This is a genomic window from Kitasatospora sp. NPDC089913, from assembly GCF_044748625.1.
Lineage (GTDB): Bacteria > Actinomycetota > Actinomycetes > Streptomycetales > Streptomycetaceae > Kitasatospora.
The window spans coordinates 152,926-173,565 of record NZ_JBIVGI010000006.1 but is presented as its reverse complement, the minus strand read 5'-3'; the positions used below and the strand labels follow the sequence as shown (position 1 = coordinate 173,565).

17 protein-coding genes and 1 pseudogene are annotated in these 20,640 nt (G+C 71.8%); 9 read left to right on the top strand and 9 right to left on the bottom strand.

The features are described from left to right. From ACIPYS_RS12305 to ACIPYS_RS12290, 4 genes and pseudogenes are all read left to right on the top strand, one after another. Window positions 1–232: pseudogene (locus tag ACIPYS_RS12305) on the top strand (hypothetical protein); the annotation flags it as partial. A 211-nt stretch (window positions 233–443) separates the two neighbouring features. Then, window positions 444–917, top strand: a complete 474-nt coding sequence (locus ACIPYS_RS12300; RefSeq protein WP_400745663.1) for a hypothetical protein — start codon at window positions 444–446, stop codon at window positions 915–917. A 148-nt stretch (window positions 918–1,065) separates the two neighbouring features. Beyond that, window positions 1,066–1,785 carry a hypothetical protein gene (locus ACIPYS_RS12295; RefSeq protein WP_400745661.1) on the top strand — a complete coding sequence of 240 codons (720 nt, stop codon included), beginning with the start codon at window positions 1,066–1,068 and terminating at the stop codon, window positions 1,783–1,785. 148 nt (window positions 1,786–1,933) lie between these two features. Beyond that, window positions 1,934–3,196, top strand: a complete 1,263-nt coding sequence (locus ACIPYS_RS12290; protein WP_400745659.1) for a hypothetical protein — start codon at window positions 1,934–1,936, stop codon at window positions 3,194–3,196. 60 nt (window positions 3,197–3,256) lie between these two features. Here ACIPYS_RS12290 and tgmC read toward each other — a convergent pair whose 3' ends face one another. The 7 genes from tgmC to ACIPYS_RS12255 form a co-directional block, all read right to left on the bottom strand. Continuing rightward, on the bottom strand, window positions 3,257–4,405 hold the full coding sequence (tgmC, locus tag ACIPYS_RS12285; protein ID WP_400745657.1) for an ATP-grasp peptide maturase system methyltransferase: 1,149 nt from the start codon (window positions 4,403–4,405) through the stop codon (window positions 3,257–3,259). After that, window positions 4,402–5,367, bottom strand: a complete 966-nt coding sequence (gene tgmB / locus ACIPYS_RS12280; protein WP_400745655.1) for an ATP-grasp ribosomal peptide maturase — start codon at window positions 5,365–5,367, stop codon at window positions 4,402–4,404. Before tgmB ends, tgmC begins: the two co-directional genes overlap by 4 nt. Next, window positions 5,367–5,642 carry a putative ATP-grasp-modified RiPP gene (tgmA, locus tag ACIPYS_RS12275; RefSeq protein ID WP_400745653.1) on the bottom strand — a complete coding sequence of 92 codons (276 nt, stop codon included), beginning with the start codon at window positions 5,640–5,642 and terminating at the stop codon, window positions 5,367–5,369. The genes tgmB and tgmA overlap by 1 nt, the downstream gene beginning before the upstream one ends. 134 nt (window positions 5,643–5,776) lie before the next feature. Then, complete coding sequence (locus ACIPYS_RS12270; RefSeq protein ID WP_400745651.1) at window positions 5,777–6,610, bottom strand: helix-turn-helix domain-containing protein; 834 nt, start codon at window positions 6,608–6,610, stop codon at window positions 5,777–5,779. Next, window positions 6,607–7,122: a DUF6879 family protein gene (locus ACIPYS_RS12265; RefSeq protein WP_093860945.1), complete on the bottom strand. Its 516-nt coding sequence runs from the start codon at window positions 7,120–7,122 to the stop codon at window positions 6,607–6,609. Before ACIPYS_RS12265 ends, ACIPYS_RS12270 begins: the two co-directional genes overlap by 4 nt. Continuing rightward, window positions 7,106–7,318 (bottom strand): hypothetical protein, encoded by a 213-nt coding sequence (locus ACIPYS_RS12260; RefSeq protein WP_400745650.1) that lies wholly within the window; start codon window positions 7,316–7,318, stop codon window positions 7,106–7,108. The genes ACIPYS_RS12265 and ACIPYS_RS12260 overlap by 17 nt, the downstream gene beginning before the upstream one ends. A 154-nt stretch (window positions 7,319–7,472) precedes the next feature. After that, entirely contained in the window at window positions 7,473–8,687 is a 1,215-nt protein-coding gene (locus ACIPYS_RS12255) for a glycosyltransferase (protein WP_400745648.1), read from the bottom strand. A gap of 385 nt (window positions 8,688–9,072) precedes the next feature. Between ACIPYS_RS12255 and ACIPYS_RS12250 the strand changes: the two genes are divergently transcribed. From ACIPYS_RS12250 to ACIPYS_RS12230, 5 genes are all read left to right on the top strand, one after another. Continuing rightward, window positions 9,073–9,306 (top strand): MbtH family protein, encoded by a 234-nt coding sequence (locus ACIPYS_RS12250; protein ID WP_400745646.1) that lies wholly within the window; start codon window positions 9,073–9,075, stop codon window positions 9,304–9,306. 47 nt (window positions 9,307–9,353) lie between these two features. Next, window positions 9,354–16,703, top strand: a complete 7,350-nt coding sequence (locus ACIPYS_RS12245; RefSeq protein ID WP_400745644.1) for an amino acid adenylation domain-containing protein — start codon at window positions 9,354–9,356, stop codon at window positions 16,701–16,703. Further along, window positions 16,700–17,581, top strand: a complete 882-nt coding sequence (locus ACIPYS_RS12240) for a thioesterase II family protein (protein WP_400745642.1) — start codon at window positions 16,700–16,702, stop codon at window positions 17,579–17,581. The genes ACIPYS_RS12245 and ACIPYS_RS12240 overlap by 4 nt, the downstream gene beginning before the upstream one ends. Window positions 17,582–17,596: 15 nt before the next feature. Continuing rightward, the gene (locus ACIPYS_RS12235; protein WP_400745640.1) at window positions 17,597–18,580 is read left to right on the top strand and encodes a TauD/TfdA family dioxygenase; all 984 of its coding nucleotides are present in this window, start codon (window positions 17,597–17,599) and stop codon (window positions 18,578–18,580) included. 83 nt (window positions 18,581–18,663) lie between these two features. Continuing rightward, window positions 18,664–18,993 (top strand): hypothetical protein, encoded by a 330-nt coding sequence (locus ACIPYS_RS12230; protein ID WP_400745638.1) that lies wholly within the window; start codon window positions 18,664–18,666, stop codon window positions 18,991–18,993. Window positions 18,994–19,081: 88 nt separating this feature from the next. Here ACIPYS_RS12230 and ACIPYS_RS12225 read toward each other — a convergent pair whose 3' ends face one another. Together ACIPYS_RS12225 and ACIPYS_RS12220 are read right to left on the bottom strand one after the other, a co-directional pair. Next, window positions 19,082–19,774: a 4'-phosphopantetheinyl transferase family protein gene (locus ACIPYS_RS12225; protein ID WP_400745636.1), complete on the bottom strand. Its 693-nt coding sequence runs from the start codon at window positions 19,772–19,774 to the stop codon at window positions 19,082–19,084. A gap of 350 nt (window positions 19,775–20,124) precedes the next feature. Next, window positions 20,125–20,610, bottom strand: a complete 486-nt coding sequence (locus ACIPYS_RS12220; RefSeq protein WP_400745634.1) for a nuclear transport factor 2 family protein — start codon at window positions 20,608–20,610, stop codon at window positions 20,125–20,127. Window positions 20,611–20,640: the final 30 nt, after the last annotated feature.

The following is a 20,640-nucleotide window of genomic DNA, read 5'->3' as shown; positions in this document are numbered from 1 at the left end:
CACCGTCTGCTCCTTCTCCCGCATTCCCACCGGCTGGGTCGTCACCAGCTCGTACAGCACCAGCAACTGCGCAGGCAGCGGCTACGCCTACACCATCGCCAGCACCACCGGAATCAGCTACGCCACGGTGTGCTCGTTCTCCCCGATCCCCGCCGGCTGGGTCGTGACCAGTTCCTTCAGTACCAGCAACTGCGCAGGCAGCGGCTACGCCTACACCATCAGCAAGGCCTGACGACTGCCCCTGCCTGGATTGCCCCCGCGCTCGACCCGAGCGCGGGGGCCGCCCTTTGCACCTCCGAGGGAGGAGAGCGCGGCCACCGGACCCTGGTGCCGTATTCACACTTCTGACACCATCTCAGCCGCGACAGGCAGGCAGTGAACGAATGGTTCGCCGCGGCTGCATCCGCGCAGTCGGGGACCACCCAGAGAATCCGAGGCCGACCTTGACGACCTTCCGGACCCGCGTCCCGCACCTGATCACGGCCGTACTGCTGCTCCTGGGGCTGATGACCGCCGCATCCGCCCAGGCGCAGGCCACCCCCCGGCGGCTCACCGCCGGCACGACCATATGCTCCAACTCGCCCATTCCGGCGGGGTGGGTCGTCACGGGCTCCTACCGCAACAACGGTTGCGCGGGTGCCGGTTACATCTACACGATCCTCGACACCAGCAACCTGACCAACGTGACGGTCTGCTCCAACTCCCCCATCCCCACCAACTGGGTGATCACGGGCTCCTACGCCACCAGCACCTGCGAGGGGTTCGGCTACGCCTACACCCTCGCCAAGATCACCACCCAGACCACCACCACGGTCTGCTCCTTCTCGCCCCTCCCCGCCGGCTGGGTCGTGACGGGCTCGTACAGCACCGGCACCTGCGCGGGCAGCAACATCGCCTACACCATTCGCAGGCTCTGACGGGCCCTCGCGAGGCGGTCACACTGCACCCTGGTGTCACTTCATCATCTCTGACACCATCTCAGCCTCGACGAACAGGCAGTGAGCAAATGGTTCGTCTCGGTTGCATGAGCGCAGCCGTGGAACGTCGAGAGGATCCCAGCCCGACATGAAGACCGCACGGAAGCACGTCCCGCACCTGATAACCGCCGTCCTGATGCTCCTCGGCCTGATGACCGCCGCGACCGCGCCGGCCCAGGCCGCCACGCAGCGGGTCACGGCCGGTGCGAGCATCTGCTCCAACGGCACCGTCCCGGCCGGGTGGGTCATCACCTCCTCGTACAGCACCAACGCCTGTCCGGGCACCGGCGTCGGCTACAACATCACTGATTCGAACGGTATGACCGGCCTCAGCGTGTGCTCCATGTCGCCGATCCCGCCGAACTGGGTCATCACCTGGTCCTACAGCACCAACAACTGCATCGGCACGGGCGTCGGCTACAACATCGCCAACGTCACCAACTCCACCAGCGCCAGCGTCTGCTCCATGACGCCCATCCCGCCGAACTGGGTCGTGACCTGGTCGTACAGCACCAACGCCTGCGCCGGCACGGGCGTCGGCTACAACATCGCCAACGTCACCAACTCCACCAGCGCCTCCGTGTGCTCGTTCACCCCGATGCCGCCGAACTGGGTCGTGACCTGGTCGTACAGCACCAACGCCTGCGCCGGTACCGGTGTCGGCTACAGCATCGCCAAGATCACCACCCAGACCACCGCCTCCGTGTGCTCCTTCTCCCCTCTCCCCGCGGGCTGGATCGTCACCAGCTCCTACAGCACCAACGCCTGCTACGGCAGCGGCACCGGCTACTACATCCGCAAGGCCTGACCGCCGCCCTCCGCACCCGTGCCCCTCGCTCCCCCGGAGCGAGGGGCACCCCCGTGTCCACCCGCCCCGACCAGGGATTTCTCCGCTCTGATATCACTGGGAGCCTGCCACCGGCCCCCTGCTCAGCACCACAGAACGGACCGCTCCCATGGACGACGGGACCACCCGCACACCCGGCGGCTACTGGGACCCGCTGCCCACCGCCCGGCGCCTGCTCGCCGAGCGTCCGCACCTGGACCAGTTCGGCGGACTCTGGGCGGACCGCAACTGGCGCAACGTGCCCGGGCCGTTCTACGGGGCGGACACCGACAGCATGCAGACGGGACGGCAGGACGCGCCGTTCCACATCGCGTACGACGACGAGTTCGGACCGCTGGACGGGCGGGAGTTCGTCTACCGCCAGCCGACCGACGCCGCGCAGACCCACGACCTCCTCAACGGCTGCTTCGCCGGCCACGGCGGCTTCGCCATGGACGGCGACGAGTACTGGACCGACGCCTCCGTGCGCGAGTGGTGGCACGAGCGCGGTCGGGTGCGCGAGTGGGCGGTCACGACCTCCGCCCGCTGGTCCCGGGTCCGCGGCGAGCACCGGGCGCACTACCGGGACGCCGCGCAGGGGCTGCGCGACTACCTCGCCCACCTCGACGGGGGGCTGAACAAGTACCTCCGCAACTACCTCTTCCACCTCGCGGAGGGCCGTTCGCCACTCCCCGGCGAAGCCCTCCCCGAACTGCTCCGGCCCCGCCGGCCCGCCACGCCCCACACCACCGAGCCCCTGCTCGCAGGCTACTTCGTCGGCGTGCCCGGGCCCCTGAGCGGCTCCGGGATTCCCCGCACCGAGCTGCTGACCACCGCCTCCAACTGCCTGATCGACTGGCTCCCGCAGGACGACTGCTGGTTCGCCACCCCGACCGAGGCCCTGACCGCCTGCGCGACCGTCGCCGTCCCCGCCGAGGCCCGGCTCTTCGCCCTGCTCGTCCCCGGTGACCACGTCCACGCGTTCGTCACCGACATCCGCGAGGCGGAGACCGACGAACCCGTCCTGCTCGCCCACCTCGACGGCCCCGACCCCACCCCCGAGCCCGCCGAGGGCGGCCGCACCCTGGGCTGGGAGGTGCTCGGCTACGACTGGGGCATCCTGCACACCTGGCTCTGCAACGACCTCCACGACGACGCCGTCCGCCGGCTCGGCATCACCACCAACGACCGCGGGATGCTCCCCGACCGCGCGACCGCCGAACGCGTCGCCACCTGGGCCAACGCCCGCGACGACACCAAGCCGGTCACCTGGTTCCCGGCCACCCTGCTCGAATGGGACACCCCCATCGAGAGCACCTTCGTCCCCGTGCTCACCGACCCCGCACCCCCTCGCCCCACCCCCTGGTGGCAACGCCTCGCCGACCTCTTCTGATCCGTACCGCAACGGCCGCCTCGCTCGACCTTGAGCGAGGCGGCCGCCACAACCGCATTGTCAGATCGGCAGATCCCAGCCGGGACCGTCCTCCGCGCCGATCCAGACCCGCTGACCGATCTCCGACACAGTGATCCCGAATCCCTCCTGGTGCGGTTCACCGACGGCTTGCCAGGCTTCGACACCTCGCTCCACCTGGTCCCAGAGTCTCAACGGCCCGCGCTGCCGGACGGTCCAGCCACCGTCCGGGTCCGGTGCGGTCCGGGCGTACGAACCGGTGGCCACGTCCACGAGTGTCTGCTCATCGCCCCCGCCCATTCGTTCAGCGGACGGGGCAGCGAGTTGAGCCACCCAACTGCCGGTCCACGTGCCGATGATCGATGGATTTATCCGGGAGGCCCGCTGCTCTCCCGAGAGCAGCGTGAGCCCGGATCTCGCGGGCCGCTCGTGCGCGCGAGCGATCATGAAGCTCGTGCAGCCGGGCAGAAAGCGTCCAGTGGCCCGCCCCGGCTCGGTGACATTGAGCAGTACCAGCCCTGACGCATAACTCCATCCGCAGAGGGTGACCAGGATCCGCCCCCCGGGCTTCACCTGGAAGAGCCAGGGAATCGGGAGGTGGCGGACCGAGCAGGTGGCGATCAGCCGATCGTAGGAACCACCGTGCGGATCACCGCGCAGACCGTCTCCGACAACCAGCCTGGGTGCAGAACCCGCCGCCTTGAGCGCAGCCGCCGCCCGCTCCGCTACTACCGGGTCGAACTCGATGCTCGTCACGGCGGCGTCCCCGAGCCGATACGCACCGAGCGCGGTGGAGTACCCGGTTCCGGTACCGATCTCCAGCACTTGGTGCCCGGGCTCGACACCCAACTGCTGCCACATGGCCAGCACCAACGAGGGCAAAGTCGAAGAGGACGTCGGTGATCCGATCACTCTGCCGTCGCCATCGCTGCCCGATCCTGGCGAGATCGTGCCGTCCAGTTGCGTGATGAGGGTCTGATCGGCATAGATCCCCTCCAGCCATCCCGGGTCGCCCCGGCGGACCGTCCGATAGGCGGTCGGCATGCTCTCCGGGATCGCAGAGAAGTACGAGTCGACAAACAGTTCGCGCGCTACGGCAAGCGCCGCGTCGCGCCATGCATGTTCGACCAGAACGCCGTTCGCACCGATTTGCTCGACCAGCGTGGCACGAAGTCGTGCAGACGTGGTCATACGTCACGCCCTCTCTCCAGGAGATCGGCGATCGCCCTCGCGATCACCGCGGTGGTTTCAGGGGGTTGCCAGGCCCACTGGCCGTTGGGGTTGCATTCCAGGAAGTGCCACTCCCTCGAATACGTCACCGCGAAGTCGAACGCGCCGTACACCAGCCCGAACTCTGCGAGGTACGCAGCGACGGCCTCGCGAACAGCTCCGGGCAGATCGACCGGCGTGCACACCATCCGGTCCTGCCGTCGGCGCCAGTCGAGGTCGGGGCTGTCTATCCGGGTCGCGAACAGCCGGTCGCCGACTGCGGTCACCCGCGCGTCGAACGCTTTTCCCACCACGGCCTGGAAGAGGTGAGGGCAATGCTCGACCCCGACGGTCAGCTCGGCCGCACCCACCGCCCGCACCCACACCTGGTGCGGGCGGCCCTGCACGGTGTAGGCGGTGTTCCACAACGGTTTGTAGACCGCGCCGCCAACCTGCCGCCGAACGAAATCCCGGGCAGTCGGCAGATCATTGGTGATCAGGGTCTCCGGCACCCGGAATCCGTGCCGCCCGGCAGCCGCGAGTTGGGCCGGCTTGTACTCGGCCGCTCGGTTGGCCCAGGGATGGTTGACGTAGTGCGCGTCCGCCAGCGAAGCGAGAATGCCGCCGGCTCCCCAGAAGCTCTGGGCCGCCGCGAAAGCGGCATCCTGGCCGTCGAGTTCCGGCGGCCCCTCGTACCGCGTGGGCCGCCGGACCCACACCGAGCGCACCGTCGCCAGATCAAGACTCCGGCTCGGCGTCCGCAGGATGCCCCGTCGGCCTCTCGGACCGTACGACGCGGTCAACGAGGATCCGGTGTGCAGATCGAGGCCGGGGTCGACCCGGACTGCCGGAACAGCCCGCTCTGCCAGGACGCGCAGAACGAGGTCCGCCGTCACGTCCTGCGCATTGGTCAGCACGAGCACCGACCCATTTGTGTCGGCCATCAGTCCGAGCTCTGGTCCTGGTCATAGGACTCGGTACTGTCGACATCCGTCGCTCCGCCAGGACTCGCCCCGTCGCCCAGACCGGTGCTGGTGGGCGTGAGGCCGTTCGTACTGGTGCCGTGCGTTCCCAGTTCGACCACTCGACCGCCCTCGTCGACGATTACGGCGATCTGGGTCTCGGGGTCGACCATCGGCGGGGTCATGGGGATGGGAGCGGCCGGCTCGAACGGGCTCATTCTCGTCGTACCCCACGGCGCTGCAGGCGTCTTCGTCATCTGCGTCCTCCTCGGGTCAGTGCGCATCACAGACGGAAACAACTGTCCGCAATTGCGATCTCACCGTAAGGAGTCAAATTCTGCCCTCGCAAGAGCATTCCCGTACATGCATGAACCCTCCTCCCGGGAGAGCCTCACCGACGGGACGCCTCGGCCCAATCGGCGAGCACGCCCCGCGCCGCAGAGCCGAACACCGCTGCCTCCTCGAACAGGTCGAAAATCTCTCGGTGCCGGCCGACATCCTTGGGGTCGCGGAAAACGATCCGGCCGGTGAAGGTCTCCACGGTGACCAGGCGATTGTCGTAGATCGTGAATGTGTTCATCGGCCCACGGGGCAAAAACCGTCCGATCGGCAGCACGCCGAGGCGAACGCTCGGCAAGCGGGACAGCGAGACCAATCGGTCGATCTGCACTCCCATGGCCAGCGGCGGAAGCAGAGCCCACCTGACCGCCTGCTCGGTCAGGACGAAGGTGAACGTCTTGGACTCGTCGTAGAGGACTGCCTGACGTTCGATCTTGCGGAGGACGACGGCCGCACGATCACCGGCCGAGTACCCAAGACTGGCATCCATGTATTCAGGAGTCGCAAGCAGCCCCGTGATCATCGCAGGGAGGAAGTAGCGCAACTCGGTAGCGTCGGATTCCAGGGCCTTCAGCTCCGCTTGCCGCCTCGCCGTCCCGCGCCGCCAGGAGATGCGCTTGTCCTGCCACTCGGTGTTCGCGATTCTGGCGAGCGCAGTGATGTCGCGAGCGAGTTCTTCGGGCACCTTGAGCGCCCACAGGATGCGTTCAACATCGACGACACCGGGTATCACCCTGCCCGTCTCGATCTTGCTGATCTTGCTCTGGCTGATTCCGCAACGCACTGCAAGCCGGTCTCCTGTGAGACCGGCTTGCAGTCGCAGTTCTCGGAGCATCCCGGCCAGGTCCCGTTTTGAGCGGCCGAGCCGATCCGGCTCCAGCGTCATTCGTGGGCTTTCACATACTCTGCGAAGGGCACCGCATGAGCGAGTGCGGTTCGCCTCATTTCCCGGCACTCCTCCGCACGGTCGTCGGCCAACTCCCGGTTGATCTGCGTGCCGTCGGCACGAAAGTTCAGCCGCACCACCGAGGATTCGTCGAACATCCACCAGTCCTGGAGCGGGATGCCGAAGTCCCGTTCGGTGACGTCCAGGATCCGGATGTCCTCGCCTGCGGCGATGTTGCCAGGGATGCCCCAGGCGAACTGGTAGCACTGGTAGTCGGTCAACGGCTGCCGCACTACTCGCACCCGCCCGATCGTCCGACCGGAGGAGACGAAGCCCCGCACTCGCGTGTGCCACGCCGCGTTGTGCTCGACCGGCTTCGGCTCTCCCCGCAGGAATCGCGCGACGTTCTCGGCCTCGCGCGGCATCGTGTAGAGGGGCTGCGCTTCGAGACGGAACGCGCTGTGCCGGTACCCGTCGAAGTGCCTGCGCCACTGGTCACCATCCAAGAGCACGGACTGCCTCCTCCAGGATGTGACGGGGAATCTCCACCGCTGCCTCACCTGCCGGAACGGCGAGGGCACCGAACCGATCGCCCTGCACCACGAAGGTTCCTCGATCGGTGGCATAGATGTTCGGACAGTCGTCGTCATCGCAGACGGGACCGTCGAACCTACCGGTCAGACGCGTCAAATTGGCGCGTTCGGCCATGGTGATCGCCTCCTCAAGAGCCGGCCGATCGGACCGGCAGCTAAAAAGCTAGGGAGTCGGGAAAGCACCCGTCCACCTGAACTTCGAAGAATTCCCGTCGCGGACTAAGGATCTTGATCGAAGCCTGCTCACCTCGTTCTGACACAGCCGCCGGTCAGCCCGCCGTGACCCGGCCGAGGTGGGCGAGCAACGGTGCCGCGCCGTCCTCGGTGGCGATGGCGCGGGCGAGGTCGGCGGCGCGGCGGCCGTAGGAGGGGTCGGTGAGGCTGTCCGTGATCGCGGTGGCGAGGGCCTCGGCGGTGAGGTCCGCGAAGGGCAGCGCCCGGGGCGCGACGCCCAGCTCGCACAGCCGGGCCGCCCAGAACGGCTGGTCGGCCATGACGGGGACGGGCACGGCGGGCACGCCGGCCCGCAGTGCGGCGGCCGTGGTGCCCGCCCCGGCGTGGTGGACGACGGCGGCGGTGCGCGGGAACAGCCAGTCGTGCGGCACGTCGCCGACGGCCAGGATGTCGGTACCGAAGGCGTCCAGGTCGGCCCAGCCGGCCTGCACCACCGCCCGCACACCGGCCCGCTCCACGGCTCCGGCCACCAGTTCGCCGAGCCGCTCGCCCTCCCCCACCGCCATGCTGCCGAAGCCGATGAACACCGGCGGCGGGCCCGCCCGGAGGAAGTCGACCAGCTCCGCCGGGGGCTGCCAGCCGTCCGGCCGGGCGGGCCACCAGTAGCCGGCCGCGCCGACCCAGGACGGCCAGTCCGCGGGGCGCGGCAGCACCGACGGGCTGAAGCCGTGGAACACCGGCCGGACACCGCTCCCCGCCGAGGGCGCCTCGGCGGGGAGCCCGAACCGCGCCCGCAACCGGGTGGCGGCGCCCTCGAAGACCGCCTCCGCCCGCCGCACCACCTCCCGGCCCACGGCGAGATTGCCCTCCCGGTCCGCGCCCGCCTCACCGCGCGCGTTCGGCAAAGAGAACTCCCCGGTCGGGACGGACGGTACGAGGTAGGTACCGATCACGGGGATGCCGAGCGCCTCCCCCGCCGCCCGGGCGAGCGGCGCCGGCCCGAAGGCCGTGAGCAGCACATCGACACCACTCTCCACGGCCCGCGCCACCCCGTCGCCGATCCCGTCCGCGTACGCCCGCGTCAGCGCCCGCACCTCCTCGCGCGACCCCGCCCGGGCCCAGTCCCGGATCAGCCCCTGCGGATCCCCCGGCACCGCCCGGAACCCCAGCCCGCACCCCCCGACGAGCCCCGCGAACCCCGCATGCGCGGCCACCACGACCTCGTGCCCCGCCTCTTGCAGCCTCCGCCCCAGCCCCGTGAAGGGCACGACGTCTCCCCGTGAACCGGCGGTGATGATCAGAGCACGCATGCGCCCGATTCTCCCCCGGCCACCACGATCCCCGCCGGTGAATCCCGCTGAGCACCCGGAGTGGGAAGTCGGACTGGCCGACTCCTTACTCCGCCCGACAGCCCGCCGTCCCCACTCCCGCGAACTCCGATCACCCGGTGACTCCCACGCAGGAAGTCGACCGGGTCGACTTCCTGCGCCGACGGTCCGTTCCCTCCGTATAGAGCCCCTATAGCGGGCCCCCGGAGACTCCTTGCACACCTCACGTGCGAGCGTGCGGGCCGCCCGCCTCGCCTCCGCGCATCCGGGGCCTTCCCTTCCGCCGCTCCTCCCGTGCGGGGACGCGGCCGGACCGCGACGTGCCCGCACCCGCGCCCACCAGCCTCAAATGATCGGGGAACCGGCCATGGCCGAGCTGAACGTCGACCCGCAGTCGCCGACCCACCTGGTCGTCCTCAACGACGAGGAGCAGTACTCGATCTGGTGGGCCGACCGCCCCCTGCCCGCGGGCTGGCGCCGGGAGGGCACGGCCGGCACCCAGGAGCAGTGCCTCGCCCGGATCGGCGAGGTGTGGACCGACATGCGCCCGCTGAGCCTGCGCAGGCACATGGACACCGACACTTCCGCCGCCGCGAACTGACGCGCACCCCACCGCCCCCCACCACCTCCGAAGTGGAGCAAGTCCCCGTGTCAGGATCGCGGCTCGAAGCGAGCACCCACGCACTCACCGCCGAGCTGTTCGCGGCCCGGACCGCGGCCCGGCCGCAAGCGGTCGCCGTGGTCACCGGAGACGTGCAGCTGTCGTACCAGGACGTCCACGACCGCGCCCGTCTGATCGCCGCCCGGCTGCGCGCCGCCGGCGTGCGGCCCGGCGACATCGTGGGCGTCTGCCTCGACCGCGGTCCCGACCTGCTCCCCGCCCTGTACGGCATCTGGCGGGCGGGCGCGGCCTACCTGCCGCTCGACCCGGCCCTGCCCGCCGACCGCATCGGCTACATGCTCATCGACGCCGGGGCCCCGGTCCTGGTCACCCAGTCCGCGCACCTCGCCCGCACCGAGGGCTTCACCGGCACCCGCCTGCTCCTGGACGCCGAAGCCGACGACGGCGACGGCGACGGCGACGGCGAGCCGGCCGCCACCCACCCCGACCAGCTCGCCTATGTCCTCTACACCTCCGGCTCCACCGGCCGCCCCAAGGGCGTGATGATCAGCCACGGTGCCCTGCACAACCTGCTGAGCTCCGTCCACGAGTCCATCGCCCCGGCCCGCCGCGCGACCTGGCTGGCCTCCACCTCGGTCTCCTTCGACATCTCCGGCCTCGAACTCCACCTGCCGCTCACCACCGGCGGCCGCGTCGTCCTCGCCTCCGACGCCGAGGCCAAGGACGCCGCCGCGCTGGTCGAGCTGGTCGACGCCCACCGCGTCACCCACGTCCAGGCCACCCCCTCCGGCTGGCGCCTGCTGCTGGCCGCGGGCTTCGACAACTACGCCGTCACCGCCCTCGCCGGCGGCGAACCCGTGACCGTCCAGCTCGCCGCCGACCTTCAGGACAAGGTCCAGCGGCTGGTCAACGTCTACGGCCCCACCGAGACCACCATCTGGTCCACCTACTGGGAGATCCCGGAGAACGCCGCCGCCGTCTCCATCGGCCGGCCCCTCGCCAACACCGGCACCTACGTCCTCACCGAGGACCTCCGCCGAGTGCCCGACGGCGTCACCGGCCAGCTCCACATCGACGGCCACGGCCTCGCCCACGGCTACCTCGGCCGCCCCGGCCTCACCGCCGACACGTTCGTCCCCAACCCCTACGGCCCGGCCGGCTCCCGCCTCTACCGCACCGGCGACCTCGCCCGGGTGCTGCCCGACGGCACCCTCGAATGCCTCGGCCGCATCGACAGCCAGGTCAAGATCCGCGGCTACCGCATCGAACTCGGCGAGATCGAGGCCGTGCTGACCGCCCACCCCGGCGTCCGAGAGGCCGTGGTCACGGTCCGCGAGACCGACGCCGGCGAGAAGTCCCTCGTCGGCTATCTCGTCCCGGCGAACGACGGCGCCGCCCCCGAACCGTCGGAACTCCGCGCCCGTCTGGCCGCCGACCTGCCGGAGTACATGGTCCCGGCCGCCTTCGTCACGATCGAACGCGTCCCGCTCACCAACAGCGGCAAGGTCGACCACCGCGCCCTCCCCGCCCCCGACCTGGCCGCGTTCGCCGCCGAACGGTACGTCGCCCCCCGCACACCGGTGGAGGAACGCCTGGCGGCCGTCTGGTCCGAGGTGCTCGAACTCCCGCAGGTCAGCGCCGAGGACAGCTTCTTCGACCTCGGCGGTGACTCGATCCGGGCCGTGCGCCTGGTCGGCGCGCTGCGGGCCGCCGGGTACGACGTGTCGATCCCCGACGTCTTCGAGCACCGCACCGTCGCCACCCTCGCCACCCACCTCGACGGCCGCGCGTCCGGCCACTCGCTGATCGCGGCCGTGGCACCGTTCGCCCTCATCGGCGACCGTGACCGCGAACGGCTCCCGGCCGACGTGGTGGACGCGTACCCGCTGTCGCAGGTGCAGACCGGCATGCTGGTCGAGATGCTGGCCTCGGGCGACGAGCACGTCTACCAGAACATCAACTCCTTCCGGATCCCGGACGCGCAGCCGTTCTCCGCCGACGCGCTGCGCGAAGCACTCGCCACCGTCGTCGCCCACCACGACATCCTCCGCACCTCGGTCGCGCTCACCGGCTACGCCCAGCCGCTCCAGCTCGTCCACGCCCACGCCGAGATCCCGCTCGCCGTCCACGACGTGCGCGGACTGACGGAACAGCAACAGGCCGACATCACACGTGAGTTCGTCGACGCCGAGCACGCGTTGGGCTTCGACACGACGAACGCGCCGCTGCTGCGCGTCACCGTCCACGTCGAGGCCGACGACGCCTGGCGCCTCACCGTCGGCTATCAGCACGCCGTCGCCGACGGCTGGTCGCTCAACTCGCTGCTGATGGAACTGCTCGACTGCTACCGCGCCCTCCGCGACGGCGACGAGCCCACGCCGCACGCCCAACCGGCCGTCCGCTTCGCCGACTTCATCGCGGCCGAGCAGGCCTCGCTGAGCAGCGAGTCCGACCAGTCCTTCTGGCAGGACGTCCTGGACCGGCACACACCCGCCGCCGTCCCCGCCTCCTGGGCCGACCCGTCGGCCGAGGTGCGGAACCACGGTCTCCGGGTGGAGTACGGGGACCTCGAGGAGGGTCTGCGGGCGCTGGCGGCCTCGGCGAGGACGTCGCTCAAGAGTGTGCTGCTGGCCGCGCACCTGAAGGTGCTGGGCATGGTGTCGGGTGAGGAGTCCTTCCACACGGGTGTGGTCTATCACGGCCGGCTGGAGGCGCCGGGTGCGGACCGGGTGCTCGGCATGCACCTCAACACCCTCCCGTTCCCGGCCCGTTCGGGCGCCGCCCGTACCTGGCGCGAGCTGGTGGAGGGGGTGTACCGGCAGGAGACCGAGATCTGGTCGCACCGCCGCTACCCCCTGCCCGCCATCCAGCGGGCGGCCGGCAACTCGCGTGAGCTGCTGACCGTCCTGTTCGAGTACCTGGACTTCCATCAGGTCGACACCGACACCGTCGACACCTCCGCCACCATGGGCGACGGCAGCAACGAGTTCGCGCTCACCGCCATCGCGAGTGGTGGCACGTTCAGCCTCCTCTCGTCCACCGATGTGGTCGGGCGGGCGAACCTGGAGCGGCTGGGCGGGATGTACCGCTCGGTGCTGGAGGCCATGGCGGCCGATCCGGACGGGGACGCGAGTGCGGTGTTCCTGGCGGACGCCGAGCGAGCGCTGCTGGGCGACTGGGCTTCGGGCGGTCGCGTGGAGCGGCCGACGGGGACGGTGCTGGACCTGTTCGAGGCGCAGGTTGCCGCGACGCCCGATGCCGTCGCGATCGTCGCGGGCGCCGTCCGGCTCTCCTACCGTGAGGTGGAGGAGCGGGCGAACCAGGTGGCGCACCACCTGCTCGCGGCCGGTGCGGTCGCCGACTCGCTGGTCGGTGTGTGCCTGGAGCGCGGCCCCGAGCTGGTGCCCGTCCTCCTCGGCATCTGGAAGGCCGGTGCGGCGTACCTGCCGCTCGACCCGACCCTCCCGGCGGAGCGGCGCGCGTTCATCCTGGACGACACCCGCGCGCAGATCCTCGTCACGGACACCGTGAGTGCGTTCGAGGGCACCACGCTGCTGGTGAACGAGTTGGTCGAAGGACCAATAGCCGCCCCCGCCCGTGCGACGGACCCCGCGCAGCTCGCGTACGTCATCTACACCTCGGGTTCGACGGGTCGTCCCAAGGGTGTGATGGTCCAGCACGCGGGTCTGGTGAACTACCTGGCCTGGACGGTGGACGAGTACGCCTCGCACGGCACCGGTGGTGCTCCGCTGTTCTCCTCCATCTCCTTCGACCTGGGGATCCCGGACCTGTTCACGCCGCTCATCTGCGGCCAGGCCGTCACCCTGCTCCCCGACAGTCTCGACACGGCCTCCCTCGGTGCGGCGTTGGCCGAGGCGGGTCCGTTCAGCTTCGTGAAGCTCACCCCCGGCCACCTCGACCTGCTCACCCACCAGCTCACCGCCGACCAGGCCCGCGACCTGGCGGGTGTGGTGATCGCGGCTGGTGACAACTTCCCCGTCTCCCTCGCCGAGCGCTGGCAGCAGCTCGCCGGCGCCGACGGCACGAAGGTCGCCACCGAGTACGGCCCCACCGAGATCACCATCGGCAACTCCGGTCTGACCATCGACACCCTCCCCGCGACCGAGGCGATCCCGCTCGGCGCCCCGATCCCCAACACCGGCATGTACGTCCTCACCGCCGACCTGCAGCCGACCCCGATCGGCGTCGCCGGAGAGGTCTACATCGACGGCGCCGGCCTGGCGCGCGGCTACCTCGGCCGCCCCGACCTGACCGCCGAGAAGTTCCTCCCCAACCCCCACGGCCCGGCCGGCTCCCGCCTCTACCGCACCGGCGACCTCGCCCGCTTCCTCCCCGACGGCACCCTCGAAACCCTCGGCCGCATCGACAACCAGGTCAAGATCCGCGGCTACCGCATCGAACTCGGCGAGATCGAAGCCCGCCTGCGCGAACACCCCCACGTCCGCGACGCCGTCGCGGCCGTCCGCACCCTCGGATCCGGCGAGAAGTCCCTCGTCGCCTACCTGCTCCTGGCCGACGGCGTCGCACTGGACACGGCGGCCGTACGCGAACACCTCGGCACCGCGCTCCCCGAGTACATGGTCCCCACCGCCTACCAGCCGATCGACCGCATCCCCCTCACCGCCAACGGCAAGGTCGACCACCGCGCGCTCCCGTCCCCCGATCCGGACGCCTTCGACACCGAGGAGTACGTCGCCCCGCGCGGACCGGCGGAGGAACGTCTCGCCGCCGTCTGGTCCGAGGTGCTCGGAGTGCCGCGCGTCGGCAGCACCGACAACTTCTTCGCCCTCGGCGGCGACTCCATCCGCGCCGTCCAGGTGCTGGCGGCCTGCCGCGAGGCGGGGCTGTCGCTCGCCGTCTGGATGATCCTCCAGGCCACCTCCCTGGCCGAGTTGGCGACCATGGTCACCGTGGTCACCGTCGAACCGGACGCCGAGGGCCTTCCGCTGGACCTTCCGCTGACCCCGAGCCAGCACCGCACCCTCAGCAGCACCGCCGACGCGAGCCGCACCGTCCGCCTCCCCCTGAGCGCACAGGCCGAACCGGCGCTGCTCGCCGGCGCATGGGAATCCGTCGTCCGGCACCACCGGGTACTGTGCTCCGCCCTGGTGACCGAGGCGCGGCCGCCCGTCCTCCGGCCAGTGGCCGAGGTTCCCGGCGACCTGTTCCGCTTCCTCGACCTGCGCGGCACCGCGGCCACCGGCCACGAGTCCGCGATCGCCGACGCGCTGGACGAGGCACGGGCGGCACTCGACCCGAGCCGGGCGCGCACGGTCCGGGCGACCCTGGTGCGCGTCGACGACCGCAAGCCCGACGAGCTGTGGCTGACCGTCCACGTGCTCGCCGCCGACGCCGGCTCCTTCGAGGTGCTCGCCGAGGACCTCGACTCCGCCTACCGGCAACTCGCTTCGGGCGAGGAGCCGGTCCTTCCGGCACCCGCCACGCCGTGGCAGGCCTGGGCGGGACAGCTGGCCGAGCAGGCGCTCTCCCCCGAACTGCTCGACCAGGGCGAACGCTGGCTCGCCCGCCCGCCCGCCACCGCCCTCCCGGCCGACCGCCCGAACCACGAAGACGTCACCACCGCCACCGCCACCGCCACCACCGTCACCGTCCTGCCCGCCGACCTGACCGCCGTCCTCCTCGCCGACCCGCGGCCCGCACACCCCGTGCTCGCCACCCTCGGCCGCACGCTGGCACGCTGGGCGGGCGGCGACCGGATCGAGATCGACGTCCTCACCGACCCGCGCCACGACCCGGACCTCGGCCCGGCGCTGTCACGGACGGTCGGCCCCCTCGCCGACACCCACCCGGTGTCGCTGCGCCTCCCGGCGGACCGCGACACGGCGGCCACGGTCGCCGCGGTGTCCCGCCAGCTGCGGGCACTTCCCGCACCCGTCCACGGCTACGGCCTGCTCCGCCACCTCGCGCCGGACCTCGACCTCGCCGCCGAGCTGGCCGCGCTGCCCCCGGCCCGGGTCCGCTTCAGCTGGACCCCGGCCGTCCCGGCTCCGGCCGCCGGGGACGACCTCGTCATCGCCCCCGGCCTCCTCGCCCCGGACGCCTCCCCGGCCCACCTCCTCCACGTCGACGCCCACGTCCAGGACGGCAGCCTCTACCTCCGCTGGACGTACCGGCCCGCCGTCCACACGGCCGGGACCGTCCACCGGCTCGCGGACGAGCAGCTGGCCGAGCTGAGCACCCACCTCCGCACGAGCACGAGCACCCCCCGCCCGACCACTGCCGCCACCGCCCCCATCGACCCGGTCCCCGGACTGATGGCCCGCCACGCCGTCCCCGGCGCGAGCATCGCGCTGCTGGAGCACGGCGAGGTGACCTCCGTCCGCACCTACGGCGTGCTCGGCGCCGACGACCCCACCCCGGTGACCGCCGACACGCTCTTCCCCGCCGGGTCGATCAGCAAGCACGCCACCACCTTCCTCGTCCTGCGCCTGGCCTCCGAGGGCGTCCTCGATCTCGACCGGGACATCAACGAGTACCTCACCTCCTGGCAGCTGCCCGCCGGTGCTCCCGGTACCGGCAACGGCAACAGCAACAGCACCGGTCCGGTCACCGCGCGACTCCTGCTGTCCAACCTCTCCGGCCTCGCACCGCACCCGCCGCTCGACGACAACTACCCCCGCCACGAGCCCTTCCCCGACCTGCTCGAGGTCCTGAACGGGCGGGCCCCGGCCAAGACCCCGCCGGTGCGACGGGCGGACGCGCCGGGCGAGGTGTTCCGGCTCAACCCGCTGAACTTCTCCGTGCTCCAGCAGGCGATGGCGGACACCACCGGCACCACCTTCCCGGAGCTCGCCCGGCACTGGCTGCTCGAACCGCTGGGCATGACGGCGAGCGGCTTCGACCCGGTCCTCCCGGACACCGCCGGCCGGCCCTTCGCCCGGGGGCACGCCGCGGACGGCACGCCCGTCCCGGACGGCTTCGTCGTCCACCCGGAGGCGGCGGCCGGCGGGCTGTGGACGACCGCCGCCGACCTGGCCCGGCTCGCGGCCGAGATCCGCCGCTGCTACCTCGGGCGACCGGGCGCCCTGGTGGGCCAGGAGCTGGTCCACCGGATGCTCACGCCGCTGGGCGGCCGCAACTACGGCTGGAGCACCATCCTGGACGGCACCGGTGCCGACCTCGAGTTCGGCCACGGCGGACAGGCGCTGGGCTACCAGGCCATGACCGGCCTGCGAGCCCGCTCGGGCACGGGCGCGGTGCTGCTCAGCAACGGCGCCGGCGGCCGCGAGCTGGTCCGCCACCTGCTGGCGACCGTCTGGTCCGGGCAGCGCACCCTCGGCCGGCTCTGGCAGCAGGCCGTCGACGAGGCGACCGCCCGCGAGCAGGGCGCATGACGGCACCGGCCCCGTTCCCCCCGGCCGCCGCCCGCTGGTTCCGCCGCCGGCACCGGGTGGACGCGCCCCGGCTCCGGCTGGTCTGCTTCCCGCATGCGGGCGGCAGCCCGGCCGCCTACCGGACCTGGCACCGCCACCTGCCGGCGGACGTCGAAGTGCTGGCGGTCTGCTACCCGGGGCGGCAGGACCGGATCGGGGACCCGTTCCCGGCCGGTGTCGCCGAGCTGGCGGACGAGGTCGCGGCCGCGCTGGGGCCGCTCCGCGGCGTCCCGGTGGCGCTCTTCGGCCACAGCATGGGCGCCCTGGTGGCGTACGAGGTGGCGGTCCGGCTGGCCGCCGATCCGGAGGCGCCGCCGCCGGTCCGGCTGTTCGTCTCGGGGTCGCCGGCACCGCACCTCGTCGACCACTCCGCCCTCCGCCCGGCGACGGACGAGGACCTGCTCGCGCTGGTCGACGCGCTGGGCAGCGACTCGACCGACGCCCTGCGGATCCCGGCCCTGCGCGAGCTGCTGATGCCGGGGATCCGCGCCGACTTCCGCCTGCTCGCCCACTACCGGGCCACCACGACCACAACCACCGGCATCCCGGTCGTCGCCTGCACCGGCGACGACGACCCGGTCTGCGCCGTCGAGGCGGCCCGGGCCTGGTCCGCGACCACCGGGTCCGCCTTCGAGCTGAACGTCTTCCCCGGCGGCCACTTCTACCTCGAAGCCCTGGAGGCCGAACTGCTGGGCCGCATCACCGGCCGTCTGCGGTCCGACCTCCGGCTCCGAACGACCCCGCAGCACGGGGCGGGGCGGCCCGCGACCCGGTCCGAAGCCCCGCCCGCAGCGCAGTCCGAAGCCCCGCCCGCAGTCCAGTCCGCACAGACCCACTGAGAGGGACACCGCACCATGACCACAGCCCTTCCGGCGCCGATCCAGGCGACGACCGGCCTGACCCTGACCGACCAGGAGCGCCGGGAGGTCGCCGGGCTCGCCGAGGCCCTCGCCCAGGTGCCGCCGCAGCTGGTCGACCAGCGGGCCTGGATGGACGCCGCCCGCAAGCTCGCCTGCCGACTGCCGGTCCGCGTCCTGGAGGAGATCCGCGACTACCGCCACGACCCGGGCCCGGACGGGCTGCTGATCCTGCGCAACCTGCCGGTCTTCGAGGACGCCATGCGGCTGACGCCGACCGTCCCGGAGTCGGTCGAGCGCGCCGCCACGCCGCAGGCGGCCGTCTCGGCGCTGATCAGCCTGGCGCTCGGCGAGGTCATCGCCTACCGGGAGGAGAAGTCCGGCGCCCTGGTGCAGAACGTCGTCCCGGTGCCGGGCCGCGAGGAGTCGCAGAGCAACGCCGGCTCGACCCTGCTCGAACTGCACGTCGAGAACGCCTTCCACCCCCGCCGCCCGGACTACGTCAGCCTGCTCTGCCTGCGCAACGACCACACCGGCACCGCCGGGACGCTGGTCTCCTCGATCCGGCGGGCGCTGCTGCTGGTCCCGGACGAGGTCGCCGCGGTGCTCCGCGCGTCGCGTTTCGTCACCGAGCCGCCGCCGTCGTTCTCCGCCGGTGACGCCACCCCGCAGCACGCCGTGCTGGAGGGCGACCCCGACGACCCCGACATCCGGGTCGACTTCAGCGCCACCACCGCGCTCGACGAGGACGGCCGCGCCGCCCTGGAGGTGCTGCGCGACGCGCTGCTGGACGTCGGCGCGATGCTGGTGCTCCAGCCGGGCGAGATGGCCTTCGTCGACAACCGGCTGTCCGTGCACGGCCGGACGTCGTTCGAGCCGCGCTACGACGGCCGGGACCGCTGGCTGCACCGCACCTTCGTGCACCTGGACAACCGCCGCAGCCGGGCCGACCGACCGGGCAACGGCTTCGTGCTCGACTGAGCGTCAGTTCCGTTTATCCTCACATCTGTTGACCTCTATCGCCGGGGTCGGCTCCAGCGCGACCGACCCCGGCCGGAATCCCGATGCACCTCATCCTGGCCCGACTCGACTTCCCGGACGGCGCCCCCGGCGCCGCCGAACTCCGGCGCGCCCTCCCCCGGCCGACCGGGGTCGAGCACATCTACGTCGACGGCGGCACCACCTCGGCCGAAGTGGTGCTCTTCCTCGCGCTCCCGACCCTCGCCGAGTCCGAGTCGACCGCCCGCGCCCTCTGCAACGCCTACCTGCGCGTCCACCACCCCGGCGCCCGCCTGGCCGGCCTCAGCGCCTCGGTCGCCCCGGGCACCGAGGGACTGCTCCTCGACCCGGACGGCCACAGGTCCGGCCGCCGGCCGCCGAGTGCCGAGCGCTGACCGCTGACCGCTGCCGCCGAGCACCGACCGCTGACCGCTGCCGCCGAGCACCAACCGCCCACTGCCGGCCGCCGCAGCACGGCGGGCGTCAGCCCAGGCTGTGCCGCAGCCGGTGGCCCACGGCCGTACCGCCCCCGGCCAGCGCCACCGCGGCGGCGTGCCGGGGCCCCGCCGGCACGTCGCTGACGGCCCAGCCGGCCGGGCGGCGGACCGGATCGGCGGTGCCGAGGTAGTCGGCGGCGGGCGGGCGCCCGAGCCCGATGCCGAGGCCCTTGAGATAGGCCTCCTTGCGGGTCCACAGCCGGGCGAACGCACCGGGGCGGTCCGCCGGACGGACGTCCGCCAGTTCGGCCCGCTCGGCCGGGTGCAGTGTCGTGGCGAGCACCTCCACGCTGTCGGCCGCGGGCAACGGCTCCACGTCCACCCCGACGGGGGCACCGGCGAGGCCGATCAGCACCCGGCCGCCGCCGTGGGAGAGCGAGAAGTGCGGGGCTCCGGCCGGGGCTCCGGCCAGCCGCGGCCGCCCGTGCGGTTCGCCGCAGCCGGGGCACGGCTCCCGGCCGAAGGCCAGCTCCGCCGGGGCGAGCCCCAGTCGCCGGCCGAGGACGTGCCGCAGCGCGACGTGCGCGGCCAGGTAGACGGCCCGGTCGGCATCCCGGACGAAGCGCCCGGCCCGCCGGTGCTCCTCCTCGTCGAGGCCGTCCAGCTCGGCCGGTCCCACCGGCACGGTGGCGGCCTCGAGCAGCCACAGCTCGACCACTTCCGGATCCTGCGCGTTCATCGTCCCCACTCCCCCCTGCGCCGACCCCCGGCCGGTGCGCTGACCCCCGGCCGGAGCCCGGCCGGCCGCTCCCCGCTCCGGCGCGGGCCTCGTACGTGCACTTTGCAAAGCCCGTGGACTTTGCAAAGTGCACGCTTTGCAAAGTCTGCACGGGTCCGATGCGTTGCAGGTCAGGCGGCATTCACAGTGGGTGCACTTTGCAAAGTGTCACTTTGCAAAGTGCACCCACCCGCACCCGCCCCGCACCCACCCGCGCCGCATGCCGACCGAACACCGGCCGAACGCTCACCGAACGCCGACGCGGGCGGCCCGGTAGCACCGGACCGCCCGCGTCGGTGTACCCGCGCGCGTCACCTGCCGACGCGCGCCTCGCGGAACGGGCCGGGGCTGCCGACCGGCGTGGCGACGGCCTCGCCGACGCCCTGCTCGCCCAGCTTGTCCAGCACCGACTCCAGCAGCTCGGTGTCGCAGTAGATGTGCAGCTCGGTGATCTTGCCCCACTTGATCCGCACCACGTGCACACCCTGGTTGGAGTACTTGTTGCCCTCGCGGTCGGTCAGGTGGTCGACCCACTCGGCGAAGGCGACGGTGTCCCAGGGCCAGCCCTTGGCGACGACCTTCTTCAGCTCGAAGCGCAGGTCGGGCATGACCTCGGCCAGCCGGTCGTACCACCGCTGGATCTGCTCGGCGGTGTCGCGGCTGCCCGACAGCGCGTGCGCACCGGAGAACCAGTGCTCCGCGTCGGGAGTGAACTGCCGCACGATGGCTGCATAGTTGCCGCGGTTGACGTCGGCGAACGAATTGCGGAGATTGCGCCGGACAATGGCGTGGTACACGTTTCCACCTCTGGTCGTAGCAAGGCCGGT